This window comes from Micromonospora nigra (assembly GCF_900091585.1).
GTDB classification, from domain to species: Bacteria; Actinomycetota; Actinomycetes; order Mycobacteriales; family Micromonosporaceae; genus Micromonospora; species Micromonospora nigra.
In genome coordinates this window covers 1094878-1116218 of the sequence record NZ_FMHT01000003.1, presented here as the reverse complement: position 1 = coordinate 1116218, position 21341 = coordinate 1094878, and the positions used below count along the sequence as shown (strand labels likewise).

General features: G+C 74.8%; 22 protein-coding genes. 16 read left to right on the top strand and 6 right to left on the bottom strand.

Translation table 11 applies throughout. The features are described from left to right. Window positions 1-36: 36 nt before the first annotated feature. The 3 genes from GA0070616_RS04330 (at window position 37) to GA0070616_RS04315 (ending at window position 3724) form a co-directional block, all read left to right on the top strand. A complete protein-coding gene (locus tag GA0070616_RS04330) occupies window positions 37-1047 on the top strand; it encodes a hypothetical protein (protein ID WP_091076608.1) in 1011 nt (336 codons plus the stop codon). A gap of 99 nt (window positions 1048-1146) precedes the next feature. Continuing rightward, window positions 1147-2679 carry an AAA family ATPase gene (locus GA0070616_RS04325; RefSeq protein ID WP_091076604.1) on the top strand — a complete coding sequence of 511 codons (1533 nt, stop codon included), beginning with the start codon at window positions 1147-1149 and terminating at the stop codon, window positions 2677-2679. Between the two features lie 52 nt (window positions 2680-2731). Then, entirely contained in the window at window positions 2732-3724 is a 993-nt protein-coding gene (locus tag GA0070616_RS04315) for a DUF2567 domain-containing protein (protein WP_342672257.1), read from the top strand. On the opposite strand, the gene GA0070616_RS04310 is transcribed toward GA0070616_RS04315, so the two are convergent. Beyond that, the gene (locus tag GA0070616_RS04310; protein WP_091076592.1) at window positions 3636-4337 is read right to left on the bottom strand and encodes an LON peptidase substrate-binding domain-containing protein; all 702 of its coding nucleotides are present in this window, start codon (window positions 4335-4337) and stop codon (window positions 3636-3638) included. The genes GA0070616_RS04315 and GA0070616_RS04310 overlap by 89 nt on opposite strands. A gap of 107 nt (window positions 4338-4444) precedes the next feature. On the opposite strand from GA0070616_RS04310, the gene hisD reads away from it, so the two are divergent. From hisD to hisF, 11 genes are all read left to right on the top strand, one after another. Then, window positions 4445-5767 (top strand): histidinol dehydrogenase, encoded by a 1323-nt coding sequence (hisD, locus tag GA0070616_RS04305; protein WP_091076588.1) that lies wholly within the window; start codon window positions 4445-4447, stop codon window positions 5765-5767. After that, window positions 5764-6834, top strand: a complete 1071-nt coding sequence (locus tag GA0070616_RS04300; protein ID WP_091076584.1) for a histidinol-phosphate transaminase — start codon at window positions 5764-5766, stop codon at window positions 6832-6834. Before hisD ends, GA0070616_RS04300 begins: the two co-directional genes overlap by 4 nt. A 55-nt stretch (window positions 6835-6889) precedes the next feature. Further along, on the top strand, window positions 6890-7501 hold the full coding sequence (hisB, locus tag GA0070616_RS04295; RefSeq protein ID WP_091076581.1) for an imidazoleglycerol-phosphate dehydratase HisB: 612 nt from the start codon (window positions 6890-6892) through the stop codon (window positions 7499-7501). 43 nt (window positions 7502-7544) lie between these two features. Continuing rightward, window positions 7545-7718 carry a hypothetical protein gene (locus tag GA0070616_RS27970; RefSeq protein WP_175439979.1) on the top strand — a complete coding sequence of 58 codons (174 nt, stop codon included), beginning with the start codon at window positions 7545-7547 and terminating at the stop codon, window positions 7716-7718. Continuing rightward, window positions 7715-8347 carry an imidazole glycerol phosphate synthase subunit HisH gene (gene hisH, locus GA0070616_RS04285; RefSeq protein ID WP_091076573.1) on the top strand — a complete coding sequence of 211 codons (633 nt, stop codon included), beginning with the start codon at window positions 7715-7717 and terminating at the stop codon, window positions 8345-8347. The genes GA0070616_RS27970 and hisH overlap by 4 nt, the downstream gene beginning before the upstream one ends. Before the next feature lie 75 nt (window positions 8348-8422). Further along, complete coding sequence (locus tag GA0070616_RS04280; protein ID WP_091076571.1) at window positions 8423-8746, top strand: hypothetical protein; 324 nt, start codon at window positions 8423-8425, stop codon at window positions 8744-8746. A gap of 18 nt (window positions 8747-8764) precedes the next feature. Then, complete coding sequence (gene priA, locus GA0070616_RS04275) at window positions 8765-9490, top strand: bifunctional 1-(5-phosphoribosyl)-5-((5-phosphoribosylamino)methylideneamino)imidazole-4-carboxamide isomerase/phosphoribosylanthranilate isomerase PriA (RefSeq protein WP_091076566.1); 726 nt, start codon at window positions 8765-8767, stop codon at window positions 9488-9490. 107 nt (window positions 9491-9597) lie between these two features. Continuing rightward, window positions 9598-10071, top strand: coding sequence for a MarR family winged helix-turn-helix transcriptional regulator (locus GA0070616_RS04270; protein WP_091076564.1), 474 nt, complete (start codon window positions 9598-9600; stop codon window positions 10069-10071). A 2-nt stretch (window positions 10072-10073) separates the two neighbouring features. Further along, window positions 10074-10505 (top strand): organic hydroperoxide resistance protein, encoded by a 432-nt coding sequence (locus GA0070616_RS04265; RefSeq protein WP_091076561.1) that lies wholly within the window; start codon window positions 10074-10076, stop codon window positions 10503-10505. A gap of 42 nt (window positions 10506-10547) precedes the next feature. Next, a complete protein-coding gene (locus GA0070616_RS04260) occupies window positions 10548-11546 on the top strand; it encodes an NADP-dependent oxidoreductase (protein ID WP_091076558.1) in 999 nt (332 codons plus the stop codon). A 73-nt stretch (window positions 11547-11619) separates the two neighbouring features. Next, window positions 11620-12387, top strand: a complete 768-nt coding sequence (gene hisF, locus GA0070616_RS04255; RefSeq protein ID WP_091076554.1) for an imidazole glycerol phosphate synthase subunit HisF — start codon at window positions 11620-11622, stop codon at window positions 12385-12387. A gap of 6 nt (window positions 12388-12393) precedes the next feature. Here the strand turns inward: hisF and GA0070616_RS04250 are convergent, their stop codons facing one another. Then, on the bottom strand, window positions 12394-12855 hold the full coding sequence (locus GA0070616_RS04250) for a hypothetical protein (protein WP_091076550.1): 462 nt from the start codon (window positions 12853-12855) through the stop codon (window positions 12394-12396). A 159-nt stretch (window positions 12856-13014) separates the two neighbouring features. Then, complete coding sequence (yczE, locus tag GA0070616_RS04245) at window positions 13015-13761, bottom strand: membrane protein YczE (protein WP_091076546.1); 747 nt, start codon at window positions 13759-13761, stop codon at window positions 13015-13017. A 79-nt stretch (window positions 13762-13840) separates the two neighbouring features. Between yczE and yczR the strand changes: the two genes are divergently transcribed. Beyond that, complete coding sequence (gene yczR / locus GA0070616_RS04240) at window positions 13841-15298, top strand: MocR-like transcription factor YczR (RefSeq protein WP_091076543.1); 1458 nt, start codon at window positions 13841-13843, stop codon at window positions 15296-15298. A 226-nt stretch (window positions 15299-15524) separates the two neighbouring features. Here the strand turns inward: yczR and GA0070616_RS04235 are convergent, their stop codons facing one another. The 3 genes from GA0070616_RS04235 to GA0070616_RS04225 form a co-directional block, all read right to left on the bottom strand. Further along, complete coding sequence (locus tag GA0070616_RS04235) at window positions 15525-17351, bottom strand: AMP-dependent synthetase/ligase (RefSeq protein WP_091076540.1); 1827 nt, start codon at window positions 17349-17351, stop codon at window positions 15525-15527. Window positions 17352-17488: 137 nt separating this feature from the next. Then, complete coding sequence (locus GA0070616_RS04230) at window positions 17489-18436, bottom strand: terpene synthase family protein (RefSeq protein ID WP_091076538.1); 948 nt, start codon at window positions 18434-18436, stop codon at window positions 17489-17491. A gap of 124 nt (window positions 18437-18560) precedes the next feature. Beyond that, window positions 18561-19190 (bottom strand): TIGR03085 family metal-binding protein, encoded by a 630-nt coding sequence (locus GA0070616_RS04225; RefSeq protein WP_091076534.1) that lies wholly within the window; start codon window positions 19188-19190, stop codon window positions 18561-18563. Between the two features lie 260 nt (window positions 19191-19450). On the opposite strand from GA0070616_RS04225, the gene GA0070616_RS04220 reads away from it, so the two are divergent. Then, window positions 19451-21319 (top strand): ABC transporter ATP-binding protein, encoded by a 1869-nt coding sequence (locus GA0070616_RS04220; protein WP_091076530.1) that lies wholly within the window; start codon window positions 19451-19453, stop codon window positions 21317-21319. Window positions 21320-21341: the final 22 nt, after the last annotated feature.

Genomic DNA, 21341 nt, shown 5'->3' with positions numbered 1-21341 from the left:
GCCCGTCCGACCCCGACGGTGACGAGGAGTCCGCCCGTGCGCGCCGGCGATCTGCTGCGGCAGTTGGACCAGCGTCTCTTGCCCCGCCTGGTCGGGGCCGTGACCTGCTGGGGGCAGGGCCCGACCCGCCCCCCGGTGCTGTCCTGGGTGGCGGTGTTCTGCGCCGCCGCGGTCATGGCCACCGCCATGTGGGCCGCCGACTCCCGGCCCGTCGGCGACCCGACCCTCGGCGACGTGACCCGGGTGGGGGTGTCCGACGGCGACTCGATTCCCGGCTACGTGCAGGCCGCGGCGGCGGACCTGGCGGCCCTGCCGGCGTCCGTCACCGTGCCGCGCGACGGGACGTACGCCCTGGTCACCCTGTCGGAGTACCTGACCCCGCAGTCGCTTCCGGGGGTGGTCGGGGACGTCCGGGTCGCCGCCGTGCTCGGTCGGGTCCCGCTGCCCGACCGGCAGACCGAGATCGTGCGCATCGCCGCCCAGCGGCTCCCCGACGACGTGACCGCCGGCATGACCGTGCTGGCCGATCGCAAGGACCGTGAGGCGGCCGACTACCGGGCGCGGGCCGCCGTGCTGGCCGGCGGCAACGCCCAGGAGCGGGAGCTGCGCCAGTTCTACGAGGTCGGGGCCCGGGTGGCGGCGGAGGAGGCGGCGGCCTACCGCTCCGGCTGCGCCTGCCTGTACGCGGTGGTGGTGCGCGCCCAGCCGGGGGTGCTGCGCGGTGTGGCGAACCGGCCCGGCGTACGGGCGGTCGACCCGGCGCCCGAGGTCGACCGGTTGGAGCGTGCGGTGTTCACCCCGCCGCTGCCCGAGCAGCGTGACGTGGTGCGACCGACCGTCGACGCGGGGCTCGACGCGGCACCGTCCATCGAGGACCGTTCCGGCGGGCCGACGGGCGTTCCGTCGCCTGAGGCGGTACCGTCCCCACCGGACGTGACGTCTTCGTCACCCCGGCCCGCGTCCACGCCGTCGTCGGTCGTCCCGTCCCCGGTTGCTTCGACCTGGGGGGACGTGCCCGAGAGGGGCTCGGCGACCCCGGCCGGCTGAGCGCGGGTGGGCGGTGAGGGTACGGCTACGGGTGTGGCCCGAATAGGGTTTCGTTCGTAGCCTGTCAGGCAGAGATGAACAGTGCTGGGAGGGCGAGCCGTGGACGGCAGCGAGACCGGCTGGGGGCGGCCGGCCGAACCAGCACCTCGGTGGCGGGCGCTGCTCGACCGGGCCCGGCTCGGCGGTCGCGGTGGCGACCAGGCCGAGCCGGAGCGGCGTGCCGAGGAGCCGCCGCCGACCCCGCCGGAGCCGCTGCCCCGACGCGGGTCGGCCGCCGGCTACGCCGCTCGGTTCCCGGCCCCGCCGCCGGTGGAGCCCGGTTACTCTGCGGAGCCCGGTTACGCTGCGGAGCCCGGTTACGCTGCGGAGCCCGGCTACCGGGCGGAGGCGGCCTTCCGGGTCGACCCGGCGTACCGGGCGGATCCCGGCTATCCGGCTGAGCCGGTGCCACGGCAGTCCGGCTACCCGGCCGAGCCCGCGCCGCGGCAGTCCGGCCATCCGGCCGAGCCCGCGCCGCGGCAGTCCGGCTACCCGGCCGATCCGGGTCCGCGGCAGCCCGGCCATCCGCCGGAGCCGGTGCGCCCGCCGGTGCCGGAGCAGCGTCGGCCGGAGTCGCGGTACGCGGTGCTGGACAACGGCTACCGACACGCCGCGCCGCCGGTGGAGTCCCGCTACGCGGTGCTGGACAACGGCTACCGATCCGCTCCGCCCCCGCCCGCCCCGCCCGCTGTTCCGGTCGTGCCGCCGGCCGTGCCGGCCGCGTCCACCGCCGTCGACCGGGGTTACCCACCCCGCCTTGAGTGGCGGCCCCGGGGCGGGGAGAACGACCTGGAGCGCGCCGCCGGGGTGCTGCGCCGGGACCTGGGCGCCCCCCGGGTGCTCGCGTTCGCCAACCCCAAGGGCGGCGTCCACAAGACCACCGCCACCGTGCTGGCCGCCGCCACGGTGGGCAGCGTGCGGGGCCGGGGCGTGCTGGCCTGGGACGACAACGAGCTGCGCGGCACCCTCGGGCTGCGCGCGGGCAGCGCCCGGCACGCCCGGACCATCCGACACCTGGTCTCGGACCTGGCACACATCGAGATCCGGGAGGGCAACGACCTGCTGGAGGCGCTGGACGACTACCTGCGGCACGCCTCCGACGGCTCGTACGACGTGCTCGCCGGCGAGGAGAGCCCACGCTTCGCGCAGCGGCTGGACCAGTTCACCGTCAGGCGGGTGCTGGAGCTGCTGCGGCGCACCCACGACGTGGTCTGCGTGGACACCGGCAACAACGTGGAGAGCGCCAACTGGCGCAGCGTGATGCAGGCCGCCGACCAGCTCGTCGTCACCACCGTTCCCCGGGAGGACGCGGCCTTCAGCGCCGACTGGATGCTCGACCTGCTGCACGAGGTGGGCATGGGCGAGCTGGCCGACAACGCGGTCACCCTGATCTCCTGCCCGACGCCCGGCCGCTCGTCGTTGCAGAACGACCTGGAACGTCACTTCGCCACCCGTACCCGCGCCGTGGCCGTGGTGCCCTACGACCCGGCGCTGGAGACCGGCTCGTCGATCGAGTACCACCAGCTCCAGCCGGAGACCCGGCAGGCCTGGTTGCGGGCGGCCGCGGTGATGCTGGAACCGTTCGCCCGGTGACCGGCCGCCACGACCGCCCCCGGACCCCACGGCTAACTGCGAGGATCATCGGGTGAGCCCGGACACCCCTGACCCCGAACGGCCCGTCGCCACGCCCGCCCCGGCGGGCCCCAGCCCCACGCCCGCCCCGGCGGGCCCCAGCCCCACGCCCGCCCCGGCGGGCCCCAGCCCCACGCCCGCCTCGGCGGGCCCCAGCCCCACGCCCGCCTCGGCGGGCCCCGGTTCCACGCCCACCCCGGCGGCTCCCGGCCCCGCCGCTCCGGCCGTGCCCGCGGCCCCGGCGGTGCGCGCCGTGCTCGCCGTGACACTCGTCGGCGCGCTGCTGGGCGTGCCGTTCGGTCTGGTCTGGGCGGCCCTCGCCCCCGACACGCCGGTGCTCAAGACCCCCGACGGGGCGGTGTACGCGCAGGCGCAGCCGGAGCAGCCGATCGCCGCCGACGGGTGGTTCAGCTTCCTCGGTGCCGGTTTCGGGGTGCTCGCCGCCCTGGCCGTGTGGTTCCTGCTGCGCCGGTGGCGCGGGCCCGTGGGCCTGTTCGCGGTGGTGCTGGGTGCGCTGGGCGCCGCGCCGGTGGCCTGGCAGGTCGGGCGGCGCATCGGACTGGCCGGCTACGAGCGGCTGTTGGCGACCGCCCCGGAGGGCCGTGCCTTCGCCAAGCCGGCCGACCTGCGCGCCGGCGGCGTCGACTGGCTGCTCGGCGTCCTGCCCGTGCCGCACGGCAACCTGCTGCTGCCGGCGTTCGCCGCCGCCGTGACGTACACCCTGCTGGCGGGCTGGTCGCGGTGGCCGTCGCTGCGACCCGAGCCCGAGCCGGCCATCGCCTGGTCGCCGTCGCCCGCGGCACCCGGCGGCGGTGACGGTGGGCCGGCCCCGGACGGGGCTCCCGGTGGCGGCGACCAGGCGACAGCCCCGGGCGGGGCTCCCGGCGGCGGTGACGGTGGGCCGGCCCCGGGCGAACTCAGTTGGGGGCCGGCGGGGCAGCGGCCAGTTCCGCCAGCGGCACCGGAACCGCCCGCACCTGGCGCAGGAGGGCCGCCTCGCGGTTGAGCAGCCGCAGCTCGGCGCGCAGCCGGGCGGCGGTGTCGTCGATGGCGAGCAGCCGCTGCCGGTCGGCCACGGTCAGCGCGGCGGTGGCGGCGACCAGGTGCGACAGCACCGTCGGGTCCTCCGGCAGCTGCTCGGAGATCTCCTCCGGGTCGGCGCGGATGAGGCCCAGGTACTGCCGGAAGACCGCGATCACCCGAGCGGCCAGCACCTCGGCGGCCTCGTCGGGGCCGCTCGCCTCGGGTAGCCACTGCACCTCGGCCGTCAGGTACGGCGTGGAGCGCGCGTCGACGTCGGTGATGCGGAACCGCCGGCGGCCCACCGTGACGATGTCGAAGCCGCCGTCGTCGAGTTCGGTGACCTGCCGCAGCTCGGCGGTGCAGCCCACCTCGTGCAGGGTCACCTCGCCGCCGCCGGGGGTGGCCCGGCCGGCGGCGGGCGCGACCTCCCAGCCCCTGCGGATGGCCACCACCCCGAACTCGCGCGGGGCCCCGTCGGGCAGGGCGACGAGGTGGCGGACCAGGGCCCGGTAGCGCTCCTCGAAGATGTGCAGCGGCAGCACCAGGCCGGGAAAGAGCACCGTCGTGAGCGGGAACACCGGCAGCCGTGCGGTCACGTGGTCGAGCGTAGCCCGATCCGCCGACGGCGCGCGTGTCCCGGCTCACCGTCCCGCCGAGCGGGCGGCGCGGGGTGCTCCCGGGCGGGCCGCCTAGACTCGCAGGCGTGTTGAATCGGATCGACCTGCGCGGCGGCGTGCGTGACCCCCGCCGCCTGCTGCCCCGTGCCCAGCTCGACGTGTCCGTCGCCGTCGAGCGGATCCGCCCCCTCGTGGAGGCGGTCCGGGAGCATGGCTACCAGGCGGTCCGGGAGGCCAGCGAGCGGTTCGACGGTGTGGCTCCCGAGGTGCTGCGGGTGCCCGCCGAGGCGATCGCCTCGGCCGAGGGCACGCTGGAGCCACAGGTCCGCGCCGCGCTGCTGGAGTCGATCACGCGGGCCCGCAGGGTGCACGACGACCAGCGCCGCACCGACCACACCACCCAGGTGGTGCCGGGCGGCACGGTCACCGAGCGCTGGGTGCCGGTCGACCGGGTGGGCCTGTACGTGCCCGGCGGCCTGGCGATGTACCCGTCGACCGTGGTGATGAACGTCGTCCCGGCCCAGGCGGCCGGGGTCCGGTCGCTGGTGGTGGCCAGCCCACCGCAGAAGGACAACGGCGGCCTGCCCGACCCGCGGGTGCTCGCCGCCTGCGCGCTGCTCGGCGTCGACGAGGTGTACGCCGTCGGCGGTGCCCAGGCCGTGGCGATGCTGGCCTACGGCTGCGCGGTCGACGCCGCCGGCAGCGCCCACTGCGACCCCGTCGACATGATCACCGGGCCGGGCAACATCTGGGTCACCGCCGCCAAACGGCTGCTGCGCGGGGTGGTCGGCATCGACGCCGAGGCCGGCCCGACCGAGATCGCGATCCTGGCCGACGACACCGCCGACCCGGCGCACGTGGCCGCCGACCTGATCAGCCAGGCCGAGCACGACCCCCTCGCGGCGAGCGTGCTGGTCACCCCGTCGGTGGCGCTGGCCGACGCCGTGGATTGCGAGCTGGCCCGGCAGGTGCCGGCGACCAAGCACGTCGAGCGGGTCACCACCGCGCTGCGCGGCGAGCAGAGCGGTGTGGTGCTGGTCGACGACCTGGCGGCCGGGCTGCGGGTGGTCGACGCGTACGCGGCCGAGCACCTGGAGATCCAGACCGTGGACGCCCGGCAGTGGGCGCTGCGGGTGCGCAACGCCGGGGCGATCTTCGTGGGCGCGTGGTCGCCGGTGTCGTTGGGCGACTACTGCGCGGGTTCCAACCACGTGCTGCCCACCGGCGGCTGCGCCCGGCACTCCTCGGGGCTGTCCGTGCAGTCCTTCCTGCGCGGTGTGCACCTGGTGGAGTACACCCGGGAGGCACTGCGCGAGGTGGCCCCGCACGTGGTCACCCTGGCCACGGTGGAGGACCTGCCGGCGCACGGCCGGGCGGTCGCCGCCCGCTTCCCGCAGGAGCTGGCATGACCAGCCTCGACGACCTGCCGATCCGCGACGACCTGCGCGGGCTCACCCCGTACGGGGCGCCGCAGCTGGACGTGGCGGTGCGGCTGAACACCAACGAGAACTCCTATCCGGTGCCCGAGCCGGTGGTCGAGGCGATCGGCAAGGCCCTCGCCGCCGAGCTGCGGGACCTGAACCGTTACCCGGACCGCGACGCCGTGGCGCTGCGCGCCGACCTGGCCGGCTACCTGGGACACGACCTCACCGTCGAGCACGTGTGGGCGGCCAACGGCTCCAACGAGATCCAGCAGCAGCTCCTCCAGGCGTTCGGCGGGCCGGGGCGCACGGCGCTGGGTTTCGTGCCCGCGTACTCGATGCATCCGCTGCTGGCGATGGGCACCGGCACCCGTTGGGTGCCCGCCCGGCGTGGTGCCGACTTCGGGCTGACCGCCGACGAGGCGGTCGCCCAGGTGCGTGAGCACGCCCCGGACGTGGTGTTCCTGTGTTCGCCGAACAATCCCACCGGCACCGCGCTCGACCCGGCGGTCGTCGCCGCCGTGCTCGACGTCGCGCCCGGCATGGTGGTGGTCGACGAGGCGTACGCCGAGTTCGCCCGACCCGGCACGGTCAGCGCCCTGGCGGTGCTGCCCGGTCACCCGCGGCTCGTGGTCACCCGCACCATGAGCAAGGCGTTCGGGTTCGCCGGGGGGCGGCTGGGCTACCTCGCCGCCGACCCGGCGGTGGTGGCGGCGGTGCAGCTGGTACGTCTGCCGTACCACCTGTCGGCGCTCACCCAGGCCGCCGCCCGGGCGGCGCTCGCCCACCGTGACGCCCTGCTCGGCACCGTGGCCGAGATCATGCGCCAGCGCGACCGGATCGTGACCGTGCTGCGGTCGCGCGGCCGGCGCGTCGCGGACAGCGACGCCAACTTCGTGCTCTACGAGGTCGGCGGCGACCAGGCCGCCGCCTGGCGCACCCTGTTGGAGGCGGGTGTGCTGGTGCGGGACGTCGGGCTGCCGGGCTGGTTGCGGGTCACCGCCGGCACCCCCGCCGAGACCGACGCCTTCCTGACCGCGATGGAGACGCTCTAGTGGGAGCGCGAGCAGTGGGCCCGTGGGCCCCGCAGCCGAGACCGAAAGGCACGCCATGAGTCGCACCGCCCGGGTCGAGCGGGTCACCAAGGAGACCGAGGTCCTGGTCGAGGTCGACCTCGACGGCACCGGCCGGGCCGAGATCAGCACCGGGGTCGGCTTCTACGACCACATGCTGCACCAGATCGCCCGGCACGGCGGCTTCGACGTGACCGTCCGCACCGTCGGTGACCTGGAGATCGACGCCCACCACACGATGGAGGACACGGCGCTGGCCCTGGGGGCCGCGTTCGACCAGGCGCTGGGCGACAAGGCCGGCATCCGGCGGTACGGCTCGGCCACGATCCCGATGGACGAGGTCCTCGTCCGGGCGGCGGTCGACCTGTCCGGCCGGCCGTACGTGGTGCACGACGAGCCGGTGCTCGCCCCGTACATCGGGCCGGTCTACGCGACCAGCATGACCCGGCACATCTTCGAGTCATTCGGCCAGGCGGCCCGGATGACCCTGCACGTCGACGTGCTGCGGGCGGCCCGTCCCGGCGGCCACCCGGATGCGCACCACGTGGTGGAGGCCCAGTTCAAGGCGGTCGCCCGGGCGCTGCGCGAGGCGACCGCGGTCGACCCGCGCGCGGCGGGCGCGATCCCCAGCACCAAGGGGGCGCTGTGAGCGGCGTGGGGAACCCGACCGCACCGGTCGGGGGGTGGCGCTGATGGGGGGCGTGCTGCCGACCCTGGTCCTGATCCTGGCCGGCGTGCTGGTCGGGGGAGCCGTGTCGTTGCACCGGCAGGGGGCGCCGCGCGCCGCCGTGGTGGTCACCGCGCTGCTCGCCGTGCTGGCCACGATCGCCGGCGTGCTCTGGCTTCTTCCGGGGGAGGGTTCGTGAACAGGGTGGTGGTGCTCGACTACGGGTCGGGCAACCTGCGGTCGGCCGAGCGGGCCCTCGCGGCGGCCGGTGCGGACGTGACGGTGACCGACGACCTGTCCGCCGCCGCCGAGGCGGACGGCCTGGTGGTGCCCGGGGTGGGGGCCTTCGCCGCCTGCATGGCCGGCATCGAGGCCCTCGGCGCGGGCCCGGTGATCGCCGAGCGGGTGGCGGCGGGCCGGCCGGTGCTCGGCATCTGCGTGGGCATGCAGGTGCTGTTCGAGCACGGCGACGAGCACGGCGTGGTCACCAAGGGGCTCGGGTTGCTGCCCGGGGCCGTGACGCGGCTGCCCGCCACCCGGCTGCCGCACATGGGCTGGAACACGGTGCAGGTGCCCGTGGGGTCGGTGCTGTTCGCCGGCCTGCCGGCGGACAGCCGGTTCTACTTCGTCCACTCGTACGCGGTGTCGGACGTCGCGGCCCTGACCGCTGCGGGGGCCACGGTGACCACCGCCCATCACGAGGCCGCGTTCGTGGCCGGGGTGGAGCGCGGGTCGCTGTCGGCGGCCCAGTTCCACCCGGAGAAGTCCGCCGACACCGGTGCCGTGTTGCTGCGCAACTGGCTGGCCACGCTGCCCACCGGTGGCTGAGCCGGTGGCCGGGCCTCGGGCGGGGGCACGCCCGGCCGGTGAGGGCTCCCTCGCCCGCCGGGTGGGGGCGTCCGCGTGAGCAAGGAACGGGCCCGTCGGCGGGCGGTGCGGGAGGCCGAGGCGGCCCGGGCGCGGGCGACCCGGGAGCGGCGGCGGACCCGCCGGGCGCGGCGGCGGGCGCTGGTGCGCCGGCTGACCCCGACCTGGCGGCGGGGCCGCACCGGTCGACTGCCCCGCCACAGCCGGGGTGAACGGGCCGCCATCGTGCTGCTCACCCTGGCCGCGATCGCCCTGATCTGGGTGTTCGTGCCGGACGTGGCGCTGCGCATCGGACTGATCGCGTTGCTGCTGCTCGTACTACCGGCGATCGTGGTGATCGCCCTGGACCGTCGTACCTGACCCGAGGAGAGACAGACCGTGAGCCTCACCCTGTTGCCCGCCGTGGACGTCGTCGACGGCCAGGCCGTCCGGCTCGTGCAGGGCGCTGCCGGTAGCGAGACCGGGTACGGCGATCCCCTGGAGGCCGCGCTGGCCTGGCAGCGCGACGGGGCGGAGTGGATCCACCTGGTGGACCTGGACGCCGCCTTCGGCCGGGGGTCGAACGCGGCGCTGCTCGCCGACCTGGTGCGCCGCCTCGACGTGCGGGTGGAGCTGTCGGGCGGCATCCGCGACGACGCCTCGCTGCGCGCCGCGCTGGCCACCGGCGCGGCCCGGGTGAACATCGGCACGGCGGCGCTGGAGGACCCCGACTGGTGCGACCGGGTCTGCGGCGAGTACGGCGACCGGGTCGCGATCGGGCTGGACGTGCGCGGGTCGACCCTCGCCGCGCGGGGCTGGACCCGCGACGGCGGTGACCTGTACGAGGTGTTGGCGCGGCTGGACAAGGCGGGCGCGTCGCGGTATGTGGTGACCGACATCACCAAGGACGGCACGATGAAGGGTCCGAACCTGGATCTGCTGCGCGAGGTGTGTGCGCGCACCACGGCCCCGGTGATCGCGTCCGGCGGTGTCTCGACCCTGGACGACCTGCGGGCCCTGGCCACTCTGGAGCCGGTGGGTGTGGAGGGCGTGATCGCCGGTAAGGCGCTGTACGCGGGCGCGTTCACCGTTGCGGAGGCCCTGGCGGTGCTCGCTCGGGCCTGACGGTCGCAACACGTCGCCAGCGGCCGGGTGCGGATGTGCCCGGCCGCTGCGGTGTCCGTCCGCACAATCGAGTTGTGCGCAACTTGATTGCACGCTACCTTTCCTCGGTGACCGACGATCTGGAGCTGCGACGGCAGGTGTGCTTCGCGCTCTACGCCGCCTCCCGGGCGCTGACCGACGTCTACCGGCCGATCCTCGACGGGTTCGGGCTCACCTACCCGCAGTACCTGGTGCTGCTGGTGCTCTGGGAGCACGACACCGGTCCCGGCCGCGACGGGCACGACGACGGGCCCACGGTCTCCGAACTCGGCGCGCGGCTGCGCCTGGACTCCGGAACCCTCTCCCCGCTGCTGAAGCGGCTGGAGGGGGCGGGCCTGGTCGTCCGGCGGCGCTCCGCGACCGACGAGCGGCGGGTGGCGGTGGGCCTGACCCCGCAGGGGTGGGCGCTGCGCGAGCGGATGGCGGACGTGCCGCTGCGGGTGGCCCGGGCGACCGGGCTGTCCGCCGCGGATCTCGTCGAGCTGCGCGACACCCTCACCCGGGTCACCGACCGGATCCACCGACAGCAGAAGGAGCAGTGACCATGCAGGTGCTCTACACCGCCCACGCCACGGCCACCGGCGACGGCCGCGACGGCCACGTCCGCACCTCGGACGACACCGTCGCACTCGACCTCGCGGTGCCGAAGGAGATGGGCGGCGCCGGCAACGCCGCCAACCCGGAGCAGCTGTTCGCCGCCGGCTACGCGGCCTGCTTCCACTCGGCCCTGCGCCTGGTGGCCCGCACGGCCAGGGCCGACGTCACGGGATCGGTCGTCGAGGCGGAGGTCGGCATCGGCCCCGACGACGACGGTGGTTTCGGGCTGGCCGTGGCCCTCGTCGTCGACCTGCCCGCCGTCCCGCGGGAGGCCGCCGAGCAGCTGGTCGAGCGGGCCCACCAGGTCTGCCCCTACTCCAACGCCACCCGGGGCAACGTCGAGGTCGCGCTCCGCGTCCGCGAGACCCTGGCGGCGTGAGCCCCGCCTGCAGGCCCGTCTACCGCAGCCGAAAGGACGCCCGTGAGCAGCAACCGTGAGATCCACCTGGCCTCCCGCCCGCAGGGCTGGCCCACCGAGGACAACTTCCGCCTCGTCGAGACGGAGGTCCCCAGCCCCGGTCCGGGGCAGATCGTGGTCCGTAACCAGTACATCTCGGTCGACCCGTACATGCGCGGACGGATGAACGACGTCAAGTCCTACGTGCCGCCGTTCGCCCTCGACGCCCCGCTCGACGGGGGCGCGGTCGGCGAGGTGGTGGCCGGCGAGGCCGAGGGCGTCCGGCCCGGCGACACCGTGCTGCACGGGCTCGGCTGGCGGGAGTACGCGCTGCTCGACGCGCGTGCCGCCCGGGTCGTCGACCCGAGCCTCGCCCCGGTGGCCGCGTACCTCGGCGTGCTCGGCATGACCGGGCTGACCGCGTACGCGGGGCTGCTCGACGTGGCCGCGATGAAGCCGGGGGAGACCGTGTTCGTCTCGGGCGCGGCCGGCGCGGTGGGCAGCATGGTCGGCCAGATCGCCCGGCTCAGGGGCGCGGGCCGGGTGGTCGGCAGCGCCGGGTCCGCGGCCAAGGTGCAGCGGCTGCGGGCTCTCGGCTTCGACGCCGCGTTCGACTACCACGACGGCCCGGTTCGCGACCTGCTGAAGGAGGCCGCCCCCGACGGCGTGGACGTGTACTTCGACAACGTCGGCGGCGAGCACCTGGAGGCGGCGATCTCGTCGCTGCGGCTGCACGGCCGGGCCGCCATCTGCGGCATGATCGCGCAGTACAACGACACCGAGCCGGCCGCCGCCCCGCACAACCTGGCGATGCTCATCGGCAAGCGGCTCACCCTGCGCGGCTTCCTCGTCAGCGATTTCGGGCACCTGCGGGAGCAGTTCGAGCAGGAGGTCTCCGGCTGGCTGCGCGACGGCACGCTGTCCTACGACGAGACGGTCGTCGACGGCATCGAGAACGCCCCGTCGGCCTTCCTCGGCCTGCTGCGCGGCGAGAACCTGGGCAAGATGCTCGTCCGGGTGTGACCCACGGCTCATCGGCGGTGGCCGGCCCGGTCGGGTCGGCCACCGCCGTACGCGCATTGGATAGGCTCACGGCATGACCGTGGCGGTACGGGTGATCCCCTGTCTCGACGTGGACGCCGGGCGGGTGGTCAAGGGCGTCAACTTCCTCGACCTGCGCGACGCGGGCGACCCGGTGGAGCTGGCCGCCGCCTACGACCGCGCCGGGGCCGACGAGCTGACCTTCCTGGACGTGACGGCCTCCTCCAGCGACCGGGGCACCATGCTCGACGTGGTCCGGCGTACCGCCGAGTCGGTGTTCATTCCGCTGACCGTCGGCGGCGGTGTCCGGCAGGTCGCCGATGTCGACACCCTGCTGCGCGCCGGTGCCGACAAGGTGGGGGTGAACACCGCCGCCATCGCCCGTCCCGAGTTGATCGCCGAGATCGCCGACCGGTTCGGCCGGCAGGTGCTCGTGCTCTCCCTCGACGTGCGACGGGCGCCCGCCGGCACGACGCCCAGCGGCTTCGAGGTCACCACCCACGGCGGGCGGCGCGGCACCGGCATCGACGCGGTCGGCTGGGCGCGGCGCGGCGCGGAACTCGGCGCGGGTGAGATCCTGCTCAACTCGATGGACGCCGACGGCACCAAGGCCGGGTTCGACCTGGCGCTGATCGCCGCGGTGCGCGCGGTGGTCGACGTGCCGGTGGTGGCCAGCGGCGGGGCCGGTGAGGTGGCACACTTCCCGCCCGCGATCGGCGCGGGCGCGGACGCCGTGCTCGCCGCGAGTGTCTTCCACTTCGGCGAGCTGACCGTCGGCGAGGTCAAGGCCGCGTTGCGCGGCGCGGGGCACCCCGTCCGCTAGCGCGGCTCAGCCCCGCCCGGAGTGGCCCTCCGGCGAGCGGCGCGGCATCGGGATCGACCGCACCACGTACTCCTGGACGGCCGCGGCGTGGTCGGCCTCGTCGAGGTTCCAGTCGGCGCTGCCCGGCGTGTGTCGCCGGCTGAGCGCCCCCTGCACGGTGTCCACTGTGGTGGCCAAACCGGCGTTGGGTCGGCTGCGCCAGAACTGCTCCCCCTCGGCCGTGATCCGGAACCAGCCGTCGGACACGTCGACCAGGCCCGCGCCGACGAGGCGGCGGACCGCCTCCTCCACCTCGTGCCGTTCGGGGATCGTCTGGTTGAGATGGTCGGCTGTGGACAGCACGTCGGCCAGTCGTACTCCCTCGGGCCGACGGCTCGACGCCGCGCGCCGGTGCCGGCCGGCGCCGCTGGCGATCACCAACGAGACGAAGATCCAGGCGTCGGTACGACGCCACCCGTTCTCCCCCATGCGCAGATTCTGCCGGGCGCCCGCCCGGTTGGGAACACCCGGCGGCGCATCACGACCGTGGGTGATCTCTCCGCCGCCGAGGGTTGCGGCCGGGCGGTAACGGGCGGACGACGACGGTCACGGTCGGGACGACGACGGTCACGGTCGGGACGACGACGGTCATGGTCGGGACGACGACGGGGCGGTTCGGGGCGCGTCGACGGGTTCGTCCGGCACGGCGGTCGGGGTCGGCCCGGCACCGGCCGTCGGCCTGGCTGCCCCGCCCACCCCCGCCGCGCCGCCAGCCAGCGGTCGGGGTGGTCCGGCCACGTCGAACATCGGCACGAACAGTTGGGCGAGCGGGCCGATGGCCAGGGCGTAGGCGACCGTGCCGAGACCCACCGTGCCGCCGAGCAGCCATCCCGCGGCCAGCACGCCGACCTCGATGGCGGTGCGGACCACCCGGATCGACCGGCCGGGGCGCCGGGCGACGAAGCCGGTCATCAGCCCGTCGCGGGGGCCGGGCCCGAGCCGCGCGCCGAGGTAGAGGCCGGTGGCCGCGCCGTTGCCCACGATGCCGACCACGAGCAGAGCGATCCGCGCCGGCAGCGGACCGCCGGACGGCAGCAGGGCCAGGCTCGCGTCCACCACCAGGCCGATCACCAGCACGTTGCTCACCGTGCCGATCCCCGGCCGCTGGCGCAGGGGGATCCACGCCAGGAGCACCACCACGCCGACGGCGATGGTCACGGTGCCGAACGACAGCCCGGTCAGCCGGGACAACCCCTGGTGGAAGACGTCCCACGGGTTCAGGCCGAGCCCGGAGCGGATCATCATCGCCATGCTGGCCCCGTAGAGCACCAGTCCGGCGAAGAGCTGGGTCAGTCGTCGCGCCGGACGGTGTCGGACGTTGCCAATTTCTGCCATGCGTGCCACTCTAGAGGCCAATTTGTGGGATCGAAGAGGCCAATAGGCGGGAAGTGGCCATGGCGAGTGGGGAGTGGCCATGACGAGTCAGGTGCGGGGCAGTCAACTGGCCCGTCTGCTCGGGCAGTGGCACGCCCTCCCGGGCCGCCGGCGCAACCCCGACTACGCCGCGCTCGCCGGCGCCGTGCGCGGCCTGCTCGCCGATGGTCGGCTGCCGCTCGGCGTACGCCTGCCGGCCGAGCGGGAACTGGCCGAGGCGCTGCGGATCAGCCGGACCACGGTCACCGCCGCGTACCGGGAACTGCGCGACAGCGGCCACCTGGCCAGCCGGCGCGGCGCGGGCAGCTGGACCATGCTGCCCGGCACCCACCGCGTCGCCAGCACCGGCCTGTGGACCCCGCACGACGACCGCGACATGATCGACCTCGGGGTGGCCGCCCTGGCCGCCCCGCCGGAGCTGCTGTCCGCCGCCCGCGCCGCCACCGAGGACCTGCCCCGGTATCTGGGCGGGGCCGGCTACCACCCCACCGGGATCGTCGAGCTGCGCGAGGCGGTCGCCCACGGCTACACCGCACGGGGCCTGCCCACGTCGCCCGACCAGATCATGGTCACCAACGGCACGCAGCACGCCCTGGACCTGGTGCTGCGCCTCACGCTCGTGCCCGGCGGCAACGTCCTGGTGGAGTCCCCCAGCTACCCCAACGCCCTCGCCGCCCTCGGCGCCCGCCGCGCCCGGATCAGCACCCACGGCCTGGCCGGGCGGGAACCCGGCTGGGACGCCGACCTGCTGCTGGGCAGCCTGCGTCAGACCCGGCCGAAGCTGGCCTACCTGATCCCCGACTTCCAGAACCCGACCGGGCACCTGATGCCGGCGGAGCTGCGCGAACGGCTGGTGGCCACCGCGCACGCCACCGGCATCGACCTGGTCGTCGACGAGTCGTTCGTGGACCTGCCGCTGGACGGCACCCCCGTGCCACCCCCCACCGCCAGCTTCGACCGGCACTCGCGGGTGGTCAGCATCGGCGGCATGAGCAAGCCGTTCTGGGGTGGCCTGCGCATCGGCTGGGTCCGCGCCTCCGCACCCCAGGTGCAGCGCCTGGCCGCCGCCCGGGTCGGGGTGGACATGGCCAGCCCCGTGCTCGACCAGCTCGTCGCCGTCCACCTGCTCGCCGCCGCGCCGACCATCGTGGCCGCCCGCCGCCGGCAGCTCGCCGCCCAACGCGACACGCTGCTCGACGCGCTGGCGGAGCGGCTGCCCGACTGGCGGGTCACCGTGCCGCGCGGCGGGGTGACCCTCTGGGCGGAACTCGACGGACCCATCTCCAGCGCGCTCGCCCGCGCCGCGGAGGAGGCCGGCGTACGGCTGGCACCCGGCCCCCGCTTCGGCCTGGACGGGACGCTGGAGCGCTTCCTGCGCCTGCCGTTCACGTTGCCCGCCACCGACCTGGTCGAGGCGGTCGCGCGGATCGCCGCCGTGCGCTACGACCTGGACCGGGCGGGGCTGCCCCCGTGGCGGGAGCCCGCCGTCATCGCCTGACCCGGGGCGGGGCGGCCGTCGCAGGTAGCGCCGGTCGGGGCCGCTCGACGACAGTGCCGCGGTCGGACAGTGCCGCGGTCGGACAGTGCCGCGGGCGGACAGTGCCGCGGGCGGACAGCGCTGGCAGCGCGGCGGGCGGACAGCGCTGGCAGCGCGGCGGGCGGAGGGGGCTGGCAGCGCGGCGGCCCCGCACCCGACCGGGTACGGGGCCGCCGCGACGGACCGGTCAGATCTCGGCGACCGTCCCGGCGTACATCTTGTCGATCTCGGCGGCGAAGTTGCCCTCCACACCCCGGCGCTTGATCTTCAGCGAGGGGGTGATCTCGCCGTCCTCGATGGTCAGGTCGCGCGGCAGGATGGTGACCTTCTTGATGGTCTCCCAGCGGTTGAGCTTGCTGTTGAGCTGCGCGACGTACTCCTCGACCATGGCCTGCGCCTCGGGCGAGGCGACGATCTCCGCGTACGGGCGGCCCTCCAGCGGGGTGCCCGCGGCCCAGCCGACGATCGCGTCCGGGTCGAGGGTCACCAGCATGGTGCAGAAGTTGCGGGCCTGACCGATGACCACCGCCTGGGAGGTGTACGGGCAGGTGGCCTTGAACAGGCCCTCGATGTGCGAGGGCGCGATGTACTTGCCACCGGAGGTCTTGACCAGGTCCTTCTTGCGGTCGGTGATCTTCAGGTAGCCGTCGGCGTCGAGCTCGCCGATGTCGCCGGTGCGGAAGAAGCCGTCCTCGGTGAACGCGGCGGCGGTCTCCTCGGGCAGGTTGTGGTAGCCGCGCATGACCGGCCGGCCCTTGAGCAGGATCTCGCCGTCGCTGTCGATGCGGCACTGGAGGTCGCCCATCGCCGTGCCGACGGTGCCGATGCGCAGGGCACCCGGTCGGCCGACGAAGGCTCCGGCGCAGTTCTCGGTCAGGCCGTAGCCCTCGAGGATCGGCAGGTTGGCCGCGGCGAAGAACTCGGCGATCTCGGGGCTGAGCGGGGCGGCCCCCGACACCAGCACCCTGATCCGGCCGCCGAGACGGGCCTGGAGCTTGCTGAACACCAGCTTCTCGGCCAGGGCGTACTTCAGCTTCAACCCGGCGGGCAGCGGCTTGCCGGCCTGCTCCAGGCCGACCTTCTTCCGGCCGACCTCGACACCCCAGGCGAAGATCTTCGCCTTCGCGCCGCCCGCGCTCCGCGCGGTGGTCACCGCCTTGTTGTAGACCTTCTCGAAGATCCGGGGTGCGCCGCACAGCAGCGTCGGCTTGACCACGGCGAGCAGCTCGACCAGCTTGTCGACCCGCCCGTCGACGTACGTCGGCAGCCCGGTGTGGATCACACCGCAGAGCAGGGTCTTGCCGAACGAGTGGGACAGGGGGAGCCACAGGTACTGCACGTCGTCGTCGCGCAGCAGCCCGCTCTCCGCCTGCGCCACGCCCTCCCAGCACCAGCCGCCGTGCAGCAGCTCGACGCCCTTGGGGCGGCCGGTGGTGCCCGAGGTGTAGATCAGGGTGGCCAGGTTCTCCGGGCCGATGCCGGCGACGAGTTCCTCGATCAGGTTCGGCTGCTCGGCCAGCCGCCGGTTGCCCTGCTCCTCCAGTTCGGCGAGGGTGAGCTGGGGCACGGCCGCGGACGGGTCGGCCGCGCCGTCGAAGAGCACGACGTGGGTCAGCGCCGGCAGCGTCGCCCCGGCGATCTTCGCGGCCTGGGCGGGGTTCTCGGCGAACAGCACCCGCGAGCCGGAATCCGCGATGATGTAGCTCGCGTCCTCCGGCTCGGTGGTCGGGTAGACCGTGGTGGTGGCGCCGCCGGCGCACATGATCCCGAGGTCGGCGAGCACCCAGTCGAGCCGGGTGTTCGCCAGGATCGCGACCCGGTCCTCCTGTTCGACGCCGAGGCCGTGCAGCCCGGCGGCGACGGCCTTGGCGCGCTTGGCGACCTGCCCCCAGGTCAGCCAGACCGGTCCGGAGTCGTCGGCGGCCGGGTGGGCGAAAGCGTGGCGGTCGGGAGTCGCCGCCACGCGCTTGAGGAACATGTCAGGAATGGAGCGGTACGGTACATCGAGAGCCATCGCTGTAGCCGCCTTCGAGGGTGGAGGCGTGACAGTCGTCACGTCGGTGTTCGTTACCGAAGGGTATTGCGTGCACCCGCGCATCGGCTAGCCCCGACGATCATCCGATGGCCCGGTTCGCGGGACGAACGGGCAGTTCAGGCGTACCTGGCCACCGCCAGGGACCAGTCGTAGGTCGCCCGGACCCAGTTGCACCGGACCGCCAACGCCCGGTCGACGCCGGGGGCCGGGTCGGCCCGCAGCACCCGTTCCACCCGTACGAAGGCGTCCAACCCTCGGTTGAACCGGCCCGCGGCGGCCCGCAGCGCCGCCGCCTCACCGTCGCCGTCTCCGGCGGCGAGCACCGTGACCAGGTTGTGCGGGTCGGGTGCGACGTGTTGCTCCTTGCCGTAGGACACGACGTCGTTGCACCAGCACACCAGGTCGGTGGCGAGCAGGTCCAGCACGACCCAGTCGGGGGCGGCCCGCCAATCGGCCGACGGCGGCACGCCCAACGCCAGGTCGGTCAGGGTCAGGCAGGGGCGCACCCCTCCGGTGTGGCGGCGCATCTGCGCGTACTCGTCCGGCGGCGGCACCCGGCGATGCTCCCGGTTGCCCGCCTCCCAGAGCAGGGCGAGCAGGTACTCCCGCATCTCCGCGACGAAGCGCAGCAGCGTCGCCGGGCGACCCCGGGCGCGGACCCGCCGGCACAGGTCGTCGAGCGCGACGCCCAGTTCGGCGGCACCCGGGGGCGGCGGGCCGGGGGCGCCGTGTCGGTCCAGCACGTCGAGCAGCCCGCAGACCGTGGGGTTCAGGCGGGTCGGCGTGGCGCCGAGACCGTCCTCGTCGCAGGCGTCGTCCATCACGAACAGCCAGGTGATCAGGTCGGCCAGCAGGCGCAGCCGGTCGAGCGGCGCGTCGGGCCCCGCCCGGCCGGCCAGCCCCGCCGCGTCGGCCCGCCGCAGCCGGTCCAGCCGCCGGCCGGACGGGATCAGGTCGTGCTCGCGGGCCCAGTTGACGCTGTCCCGGGCCACCTGTTCCGTGCCGTCGTGCCGGCCAGCCGGGAAGGGGGGTTCCCGCAGTGTCGAGACCGCAAAGGTCCGCATGGTGCTCCCTGTCGCGCCGCCCGGGGCGGGCGGTGCGGGACAGCGTAACGGGAGCAGCCGATCGGGACGGGTCGATCGGTGAGTAACAATTCGGGCAGTACGGTGACGGTCTCCGTACCCTGTGTCAGAAGCCCAGGTGGGTGCTCCGCAGCCGCTCCGTCAGGGGCGCCGACCCGTCGATCTGGACCCGGGAGACCCGCTGCCGGCCCGACAGGAACAGCGTCAGCTCGCCCGGTGGCCCCACCAGGCGCAGCGGCTCGCCACCCCGGCCCACCGACCGCTCGCCGTGCCCCGGCGCCTGCACGCGCAGGGCGGCGGGGAAGCGACGCAGCGCCAGCCGGGCCATCGCGGAGGTGCGTCGCCACAGCGCGGCCTGCAGGCCGGGCGGCAGGTCGCGCGGCTGCCACTCCGGCTGGGCGCGCCGCACGTCCTCGTGGTGGATGAAGAACTCCATGGTGTTGACCAGCTCGTCGGTCAACGGGTTGCTCGTCGGGCTCCACAGCGGCGGCCGTCGCACCTGGTCGAGCAGATCCGCCCAGGGGCGCGCGGCGACCGAGAGCCGGACCCGCTCGGTGTAGCCCGCCAGGGGCTTGATCACGATGCCGCCGGCCGCGTCCGGCCGGCGTTCCCGCACCACCAGGTGGGCGGCGAGGTCACGGACCGTCCAGCCCTCGTTGACCGTCGGTGCGTCAGGTCCCAGGGTTGACATCAGGTCGGTGAGCGCCTCGCGCTCCGAACGGGCGTACCGCGACATGCCAGTGATCGTAGGGCCGCGCGGCTCGTTCGGCGCGTCGGGGACTGCCAGGGTCGGCCGTGGCGCCCGTGGGTCGGGCGGGTGGCCCGGGCGGCCGGGCGGTGCGGCGTCGGCGCGGTAGGTGGCGCGGGTGGGCGGCGCTGTGGTGGTCCGGGTGACGGGACGATGGTGACGGCAGACATATCGCCCCCGGGTCGGCACGGGGGTTCCCGACCCGTAAGGATGAGGGAGATAATGGCGGCTTACGGCGGGGGAGAGCGTTGGCGAGCAGGACAAATCGGGATGTGCTCGGCCGTGGCCTGGGCGTTCTCGGGCGGGCGATCCGGGAACAACCGCGGATCTTCGCGGTCGCGGTCAGTGGGAGCGTGCTGTTCGGCCTGATGGTGATCGGCAGCGCCTTCGTGGTCGGCGCGGTGGTCGGCGAGGTGGTCGTCCCGGCGGTGGAGCGCGGCTCGGTCGGGGTCGGGGTGCTGGCCCTCGCCGCGGCGGCCCTGATCGGGATCAGCGTGCTGCGGGTGGTCGGCATCTTCGGCCGCCGGCTGGGCGCCGGCTACATGCAGTTCCGCCTCCAGGCCGCCTACCGCCGGCGGGTCACCCGTCGCTACCTCGACCTGCCGCTGTCCTGGCACCACCGCAACGCCACCGGCACCCTGCTGTCCAACGCCAACTCCGACGTGGAGGCCGCCTGGTACCCGATCGCCCCGCTGCCCTTCGCCGTGGGCACGCTGGTGATGCTGATCGGCGCCGTGGTCTCGCTGTTCGTCACCGACTGGGCGCTGGCCCTCGTCGGCCTGGCCGTCTTCCCGGCGCTGTTCGCGCTCAACGTCGTCTACTCCCGACGGATGGCCCCCCGCCAGGCCCGCGCCCAGCGGCTGCGCGCCGAGGTCAGCGGCATCGCCCACGAGAGCTTCGACGGGGCGCTCGTGGTCAAGACGATGGGTCGCGAGGCGCAGGAGGCCGACCGGTTCGCGGCCCGCGCCGGTGAGCTGCGCGACGCGCTGATCTCCGTGGGCAGGCTGCGGGGCGTGTTCGACCCGATGCTGGAGACCCTGCCCAGCCTCGGCACCCTCGCCGTGCTGGTGGTCGGCGCGATCCGGCTGCGCGGGGGCGCCATCACGGTCACCGAGCTGGTCAGCGTGGCGTTCCTGTTCACGGTGCTGGCGTTCCCGGTGCGGGCCATCGGCTGGGTGCTGGCCGAGCTGCCGCGCAGCGTCGCCGGCTGGGACCGGGTCAGCCGGGTGCTCGACGCCACCGGCGAGATGCCGTACGGCGACACCGTCCTGGATCCGGCCGACCCCCGCCCGGCCACCCTGACCTTCACCGGCGTCGGCTTCGGCTACGAGCCGGCCGAGGCGCACCTGCCCGGTGCGCAGGTGCTCGGCGAGGTCTCCTTCACCGTCCCGGCGGGTCGCACCGTGGCCCTGGTCGGGCCGACCGGCGCCGGCAAGTCGACCGTCGCCTCGTTGGCCGTGCGGCTGGTCGACCCGCTGGCCGGCACGGTCGCCATCGACGGGGTGGACGTGCGGGAGCTGACGGCCGACTCGCTGGCCCGCACCGCCGCCCTGGTCGCCCAGGTGCCGTTCGTCTTCGACGACACCGTGCGGGCGAACATCGCCCTGGACCGGCCGGGCATCGACGACGAGACCGTCTGGGCGGCGTTGCGGCTGGCCGAGGCCGACGGGTTCGTCGCGGCCCTGCCCGACGGGCTGGACACCATGGTCGGCGAGCGTGGCACGTCGCTGTCCGGCGGGCAGCGACAGCGGCTCACCCTGGCCCGCGCCCTCGCCGGCAGCCCCCGGCTGCTGGTGCTCGACGACGCGACCAGCGCCGTCGACCCCCGGGTGGAGGCGGCGATCCTGGCGGGGCTGCGCGCCTCGGCGGGCGGCGGACCGGCCGCGTCGATCCTGGTGGTGGCGTACCGGCGGGCCACCATCGCCCTCGCCGACGAGGTGATCTATGTGGAGCAGGGGCGGGTGCTGGCCCGGGGCACCCACACCGAGCTGCTCGCCACGGTGCCCGGCTACATCGACCTGGTCACCGCCTACGAGCAGGCCGAGGTGGACGACGACCCGCACCGCGGTTTCGACGAGGTCACGCAGGTGTCCTCCGGCCTGGAGGTGGACCGGTGAGTGCGACGCGGTGCGGCGCGGC